Origin of the sequence: Tumidithrix elongata BACA0141, from assembly GCF_036349135.1 — a bacterium.
GTDB classification, from domain to species: Bacteria; Cyanobacteriota; Cyanobacteriia; order Pseudanabaenales; family Pseudanabaenaceae; genus Tumidithrix; species Tumidithrix elongata.
Genome location: NZ_JAZBJZ010000181.1, coordinates 1 through 6,741, shown reverse-complemented (window position 1 = coordinate 6,741; position 6,741 = coordinate 1). Strand labels below are relative to the sequence as shown.

The 6,741-nt window shown below is 43.9% G+C and carries 7 protein-coding genes; 2 read left to right on the top strand and 5 right to left on the bottom strand.

The window, feature by feature from the left end; translation table 11 throughout:
• Positions 1–171: 171 nt before the first annotated feature.
• The gene (locus V2H45_RS24410; protein WP_330486300.1) at positions 172–1,821 is read left to right on the top strand and encodes an FAD-binding protein; all 1,650 of its coding nucleotides are present in this window, start codon (positions 172–174) and stop codon (positions 1,819–1,821) included.
• Positions 1,818–2,162 (top strand): 4Fe-4S binding protein, encoded by a 345-nt coding sequence (locus V2H45_RS24405; protein ID WP_330486299.1) that lies wholly within the window; start codon positions 1,818–1,820, stop codon positions 2,160–2,162. Before V2H45_RS24410 ends, V2H45_RS24405 begins: the two co-directional genes overlap by 4 nt.
• 111 nt (positions 2,163–2,273) lie before the next feature.
• On the opposite strand, the gene V2H45_RS24400 is transcribed toward V2H45_RS24405, so the two are convergent.
• The 5 genes from V2H45_RS24400 to V2H45_RS24380 all read right to left on the bottom strand — a co-directional run bounded on the left by V2H45_RS24400 (position 2,274) and on the right by V2H45_RS24380 (position 5,762).
• On the bottom strand, positions 2,274–2,498 hold the full coding sequence (locus V2H45_RS24400) for a phycobilisome linker polypeptide (RefSeq protein ID WP_330486298.1): 225 nt from the start codon (positions 2,496–2,498) through the stop codon (positions 2,274–2,276).
• Between the two features lie 87 nt (positions 2,499–2,585).
• Positions 2,586–3,449, bottom strand: coding sequence for a phycobilisome linker polypeptide (locus V2H45_RS24395; protein WP_330486297.1), 864 nt, complete (start codon positions 3,447–3,449; stop codon positions 2,586–2,588).
• Between the two features lie 107 nt (positions 3,450–3,556).
• Entirely contained in the window at positions 3,557–4,372 is an 816-nt protein-coding gene (locus tag V2H45_RS24390; protein ID WP_330486296.1) for a phycobilisome rod-core linker polypeptide, read from the bottom strand.
• 308 nt (positions 4,373–4,680) lie between these two features.
• Positions 4,681–5,172, bottom strand: coding sequence for a phycocyanin subunit alpha (gene cpcA, locus V2H45_RS24385; RefSeq protein WP_330486295.1), 492 nt, complete (start codon positions 5,170–5,172; stop codon positions 4,681–4,683).
• A 68-nt stretch (positions 5,173–5,240) separates the two neighbouring features.
• On the bottom strand, positions 5,241–5,762 hold the full coding sequence (locus V2H45_RS24380) for a phycocyanin subunit beta (RefSeq protein ID WP_408648908.1): 522 nt from the start codon (positions 5,760–5,762) through the stop codon (positions 5,241–5,243).
• Positions 5,763–6,741 lie beyond the last annotated feature (979 nt).

Here is a 6,741-nt window from a genome sequence, read left to right as displayed (position 1 = left end):
TCATTTTCCTCAAATCCCTTCCTACTCTTGTTTGTATTTTTAGAGATGCCCTTGAAATAATTTGTAGCGCAGGCATCTTGTCTGCACGGGCTAGAAGCCCCTCCTACATTCACAAACAATTAAGGATCGCTAGAGATCTAGTGGAAAAAAGATAGGAAAAAGGGAAAAATCATGCATAGTGAAAACGAACTGCAATTAGCTGCGGATGTATTGGTGGTGGGTGGTGGACCTGCGGCGGCATGGGCGGCATGGGCGGCTGCCTCTCAGGGCGCCAAGGTGATTATTGCTGATAAGGGGTTTCTGGGCACAAGTGGAGCCGCCGCCGCCAGTGGCAATGGTGTGATGGCTCCTGCCCCAGAGAATTGGAACAAAGCTTTATGGGAACGCTATCGTGCTGGACAGACCTTAGCTAGCTTACGTTGGATCGAGCGCGTGCTTGAAAAAACTTGGCTGAGTATGCCCCTTGTAGAAGCTTGGGGCTATCGCTTCCCTAAAGAGAATGGAGAATCGGTGCGCGAAAGCTATTATGGCCCTGAATATATGCGCGTACTTCGTAAAAACCTGTTGCGATCGGGCGTACAGATTCTCGACCAAAGTCCTGTTCTAGAGCTTTTATTGGCTGAAGATGGCTCCGTGGCAGGGGCAAGAGGCTTACAGCGCCAACACGATCGCACCTATAGCGTTCGAGCTGGCGCTGTGGTCTTGGCAAATGGAGGCTGTGCCTTTTTGAGCAAGGCGCTGGGCTGTAATACCAACACAGGTGATGGATTATTGATGGCAGTAGAAGCAGGAGGCGAACTCTCTAGCATGGAAGCTTCGAGTCATTATGCGATTTCGACGGCTTTTAATGCCACGGTAACGCGGGGTGTTCCCTTTGGTTGGGCGAGCTTTACGGATGAAGCAGGGAACGATCTAGGCGGATATATTAACGGTCGTCGCGACCCATTGTTTCTACCCACTGCCCTCTTGAAAGGCCCCGTCTATGCCCGTTTAGATAGAGCCACACCCGAAGTTAAGGCAGTGATTGAGAAGTCCCATTTCATCGCATATCTGCCTTACAAAAAAGCTGACATCGACCCCTATACAGAACGAGTACCTGTAACGATGCTATTAGAGGGCACAGTTCGCGGTACGGGTGGCATCAAGTTGGTGGATGAGCATTGCGCGACCAAAGTCCCTGGTCTCTATGCCGCAGGAGATGCGGCATCGCGAGAATTCCTTGCAGGCTTAAGCTCTGGAGGTGGGGGGCCCAATGCAGCATGGGCAATCTCAACCGGGCAATGGGCAGGAGAAGGTGCAGCCACCTTTGCTCGAAGACTCGGCGCTCATGCCAACGAACGGACTGCTCATCCTGCGGGTCAAGTAGGACTCCGATCGCAGGCAACATCTTCAGAATCTTTTGATAGCGAAGCGATCGTGCGCGGCGTTCAAGCAGAGATGTTTCCGCTAGAAAAGAATTTCTTTCGCTCTGAACAGGGGCTGTTAGATTCCCTCGCTAAATTAGAAACTCTATGGGAGCAGTTGCAAACCAAGCCAAAACAGGAAACCGTGCGCGATGTGGAATATTCGCGTCGTGCGGCTGCGCTCACGGCTGTAGCGCGATGGGCATATTTTAGTGCTTTACATCGTAAAGAAACCCGCAGCGGACATATTCGCGTGGACTATCCCGAAACCGATCCAAACCAGCGTTATTATCTGGCGACAGGTGGTTTAGATCGCCTCTGGGTCAGACGTGACTGGATTTCAGAAGCGATCGCCACGCCTCCAACTCCATCCACGCCACCTTTATCGACGAAAATCGCATCAGGAGCCGTATCATGATCGAACTTATCAGCCATAAACTCTGCATCAGTTGCAATGTCTGCGTCCAAGTCTGTCCCACCAATGTGTTTGATGCAGTTCCCAACCAGCCACCTGCGATCGCTCGTCAAGAGGACTGTCAAACCTGCTTTATGTGCGAAGCCTATTGCCCTGCGGATGCCCTCTATGTTGCCCCTGAGTCTCATACCAAGGTTGCCGTAAATGAGGAAGCGTTAATCGAACGCGGTATCATGGGTGAATATCGCCGCACTCTAGGCTGGGGCTATGGTCGAAAGAATAATAGTGAATTGGATGCTGCCCATAGGCTGCGCTTACTGCCCCGTCCTTACCAGAGCACTTAACAGCTTGTGGATTTAAGGAAAACCAATGAAAAAACGTCGGGAGGATTTGTGAATTTCCCGACGTTTTATGAGTCAAATATTTTAGTTTGCAAGGAAAGTGAAGACTGACGTTCAGTCTAACGCTTGAATGCTGACAATTTTGGCACCCAAGCGATTTAACCGCTGTAGCTCTTCACTAAAACGGCTAAAAGGAACAGTAATAAAGACGTTAGAACTAGAGCGAATGGCGTAGCTGTTTTGTGTTGTCACTTCATTTTGATGTAGTCCTGACACCTCCAGTTGAAAGTTTCGGCTTGCCGGACCTACATTATTTCGATTAGCAATTTGATAAACCATTTTAGTATCCTAAAAAAATCAAAAAATAAAACATAAGAGTTAGTTCTCATGCCAGCAGCACAGAAAAACTAACTCTTAAAAATACCCTTAGAGTGGTGTAATACTGGCAATTTTGCCATTTCGACGTTGAACTTGTTGAATGTAATCAGATAAGCCTTCGTAGGGAACAATGGCTGCTTTATTGACGCGGCGAACATTGGGGTAGCCAGGTTTAGAAATACCCGCGACTTCAATGCGAAAAAGACGCCCGCTACCAAAAGCTTGTGACCCACCAAACGAACTTTTTGAAGTTTCTCCCTTCAGAGAAGCAAGGTAGGCAAATCCATCATTACTGCCCGAAGGAGCAATCACCGTAGATGCGCTGTTTCTTGCCAACTCTTCAATTAGTCGTGAAGAATCTCCTGCAATTTGGGAACGATCGCTGGTTGCAAATCCCCGATAGAGTTGAAAAATCCGAGGGAAACCAACTACTTTTTGCCCTAGCTGGGTTGAGAACCCGCGATAATAGGGCACAATATTATCGCCAAAACTGTCTTGATACTCAGTTGAATCAATGTAGGAATCAATATCAGCGTCGTATCCTTTATTTTGGTACAAATCCAGATGATAGGAAACCTCGGACTCATCGTAGGGAGCGCGGCCTAAAAAGTGCTTGTAGTTCAATTCCGTAAAGCGGGTATGAAAGCTATTAGAAAAGAACTTTGACTTGTAAAGGTCAGACTTTGCCAACCCTCTGACAAATTCTTGAACTGTAATGCTGCGATTTGCTAAAAGCGATTCCAACCCAATCAAGCGATCGGCTTGGAGTAAATAGTCATTACCAAGAACTTGACGATAAATTGCAGAAATCACCTGGGCAATATCTGCTTGGCTGGCATTGGAACGTAATTCAATGGGAGCCGCATTAAATGCTGAAACTCCAAGCCGAGATGCGGCTGTTGTAATAGCCATCAAAAAATCTCCTTGATGAATAAGAATTGTGGCGCGAATCTACTGGATTTTGGGGAGGTCAGACAAAATTAAATCAATCTAAATTGAGCGGACTAATCGAGTAAATTTTACGAAGGTAAAATTTCAATCACTCTGCTTCCTTGGCGATTTAGTTTTTGTAGACGACTTGACAACTGATCGAATGGAACAACGATTTCCGTAATCCCCTGCCGAACTACTGGGGAGTTTGGGGAAGCGGCTTGCGTCAAGCGAATCCGAAAAGTGTTTCCACCACGTTGTCCTGTTGAAGCACCTGTTAGGGAACCCGTAGAGGCTGGATAAATAGGCGATACCAAATCCTTGGCTAAGTCCCAAGTTAATTTTGCTTGCGTCTTGTTTTGAGCGCGATCGCTATTGGCATAACCTCGGTATAGTTGAAAGAAATTAGCAAATCCCGATACTTTTTGCCCGACCGTAGTTTGGAAACCACGGTAGTAGGGCACAATGGATTCTCCAAAACTTTTTTGATATTCTAAAGAATTAATATAGGAATCAATTTCAGCTTCATACCCATGAGAAATATAGAGATCGACATGGTAAGCAATCTCTGATTGATCGTAGGGAGCGCGACCTAGCAAATGCTTATAGTTCAGCTCGATGAAGCGCGTTTGTGAATTGGTATAGAAAAACTTTTGTCGATACAACTCTGACTGAGCGATCGCACGCACAAAATCCTGAACGGAAATGAGCCCTCGGTGCAAAAGAGATTCTGCACTAGACAGGCGATCGTGCTCAAACAGGTGCTCGTTACCTAAAATCTGGCGATAAGCAGCCCAAATCACTGCATTGACTTGCTCTTCAGTTTTTACAGGACGCAACTCAACTCTTTCGTTCTCAGTAAATGGACTAACTCCTAACCGACTTGCTTCTCCCAATGCTGCCATAATTCTGAATCTCCAATAAGAAAAGAAATTTTTTAAAACTTGTTGATTTAACGGCATAGGAAAGCATTTGCATAGCGAATCCCAAGCACTCACCACGCAAATGCTAGACGCTTTTGCAAAGTTTTACAGTTGCAAATTTTAGTATTGGTCTTATTCACAGAAAACAACATTCTTAGGTTTGCATCTACGAGATTCCCGCAATTCCAGAACAGAAGCTTTTTTGTTGACCAATACTCTAAATTTCAGACAGCTACTGGTTTATCTAAAGGTATAAAGCCAATAGCTGTCATATATTCGCTGAGATCGAGTTAGCTCAGGGAATTGATTACATAGTCAATGTAAGAATTTGCTTCAACAGCAGGATCGCCAGTCAAACCATGGTTTGCCTTGATATACTTGAGTGCTTCAATGTACCAGCTAGGAGATAGCTCAAAGGTACGATTGATTTCAGCCAAGCCACTCACCAAGTAATCATCAATGGGACCTGTGCCACCAGCAACCAATGCGTAAGTAACAATCCGCAGATAGTAGCCGATATCACGTACGCACTTTGCCTTACCAGTTTGAGTGGAGGCATAGTTAGGACCATCCAACTGAGTTGTGTAAGGGAATTTTTGATACACAGCAGCAGCAGCAGCTTCAGCTAGGCTAGATGCCTTTTTGGAGAGCGCTTTTGTAGCTTCCAAGCTTGCAGCGGCTTGGCGAAAACGACCAAAAGCAGCTTGGTATTCGGTACTGCCTAGAAAACGGCCTTGAGAATCAGCAGCGACAATAGCTTCCGTTAACGGAGTCTTAGTCATTGATTTACAGTCTCCTAAATTACTTTTACAAAGATTGGTTGAATTATTAAATAGAACGTAGCGTTGACTTAGCCAACTGCTGATGCGGCGCGATCGAAGTAAGCAGCAACTTCGGCAAGCAGAGAACTGCAATCACCACGAGTAACGCCATTTGGATCTCCAGCAATGGCAAGGGAAGCTTCTTTCAGCTTTTGAATGCCAACTGCCACAGAGGCTCCGGGAGTACCTAAAGCAAGATAGGTTTCTCTCAATCCGTTCAAGGCGCGATCGTCCAAAACGCTGGAATCCCCAGCAAAAATTGCGTAGGTGACATAGCGGAGGATGATTTCCAAATCGCGAATGCAGGCAGCAGCACGACGATTGGTATATGCATTCCCACCAGGTGCAATCAGTTGAGGTTGCTCGGCAAACAATGAACGAGTAGCATTTGCAACGATGGTTGAAGCATTGCTAGAAATTCGGTTGACAACATCAATCCGCTTGTTACCGTCTCTGACTAAATTGAGTAAGGCATCTAACTGAGAATCGCTGAGGTATTCTCCGCGAGTGTCAGCTTGGGCAACAACCTTGGAAAAGGCATCCTGCACCATTGTTTTAATCTCCTAGATTTTGATTTATAGATGTTGAATTTAATTAGATTTAGAAAAAGGCTCAAGGCAGAAAATATAGAACTCTCGTTTCACCTTTTCTGAACAGATAGCCATGTTTCAAAGTGTTTGATTTAAGCCACAGAAGTTAAATCAAGACTTTTTCTCAGCACAAACCTATAGAGAGAAAATTTATCTCCCATGATTTGAGTAGATTTTATGGCGATTCTATCTAATTATCTGGCAGGTCAAATCGTAAAACTTCCGCTACCAGACTGGGTATTTTTTATCTCTAAAACAAGAATAATAAAGTTCCGCTTTGTTCTTTTTCTAACTCTTTATGTTTATACAATGACTCAAATACATTTTTTGTTAAAAAATATTTAGAGAGTATTTTGCCTAGACATTATTAATTTCTTCTAATACTTAAAACCAATAAACCCACTTAATTATTATTACTTAAAAAATCAAATCTTCTTATCAAGAAAATCTAGGGTTATCACTTGGCAAGGATTTTTAGGGGGTCGTCGTATTATTTTTCCTCAGCAAATATCATTTACCATTCTCTACCTTAGTCTCGTTGGCTCTGATTTATTCAAGGAAATTTCTTGGGTTGCTATCAATTGTTTTTTATTTTGTAACTCTATATACATGTTTTTTGTAATATGAATTACATCGGTATATAGATTTTTTGTGATCTGAATTACAATCTCCTCCATCGGCTTTACAATTTGAAACAATTATTTCAATCTGATTCATTTTATAAAAATACCAGCTTTATTTTAAGCGCATTTAAACTAGGCTTTAATATAGCAATTAAACCTTTTTTGTGATTTGAATTACATCAATAATCGGTCTTTTGTAACTTGAATTACATGATGTGCAAATTCATGTAACTTAGATCGCAATCGCAAAAGTAGTTAAGAGAACGCCAATTCAAGGATGAAATGCAACGCCTAGAGATCTTTGCGTAAAGGGACTC

Coding starts and splice junctions, on each gene's coding strand:
- V2H45_RS24410 (WP_330486300.1), top strand. CDS start 172: ATGCATAGTGAAAACGAACTGCAATTAGCTGCGGATGTATTGGTGGTG.
- V2H45_RS24405 (WP_330486299.1), top strand. CDS start 1,818: ATGATCGAACTTATCAGCCATAAACTCTGCATCAGTTGCAATGTCTGC.
- V2H45_RS24400 (WP_330486298.1), bottom strand. CDS start 2,498: ATGGTTTATCAAATTGCTAATCGAAATAATGTAGGTCCGGCAAGCCGA.
- V2H45_RS24395 (WP_330486297.1), bottom strand. CDS start 3,449: ATGGCTATTACAACAGCCGCATCTCGGCTTGGAGTTTCAGCATTTAAT.
- V2H45_RS24390 (WP_330486296.1), bottom strand. CDS start 4,372: ATGGCAGCATTGGGAGAAGCAAGTCGGTTAGGAGTTAGTCCATTTACT.
- cpcA (WP_330486295.1), bottom strand. CDS start 5,172: ATGACTAAGACTCCGTTAACGGAAGCTATTGTCGCTGCTGATTCTCAA.
- V2H45_RS24380 (WP_408648908.1), bottom strand. CDS start 5,762: ATGGTGCAGGATGCCTTTTCCAAGGTTGTTGCCCAAGCTGACACTCGC.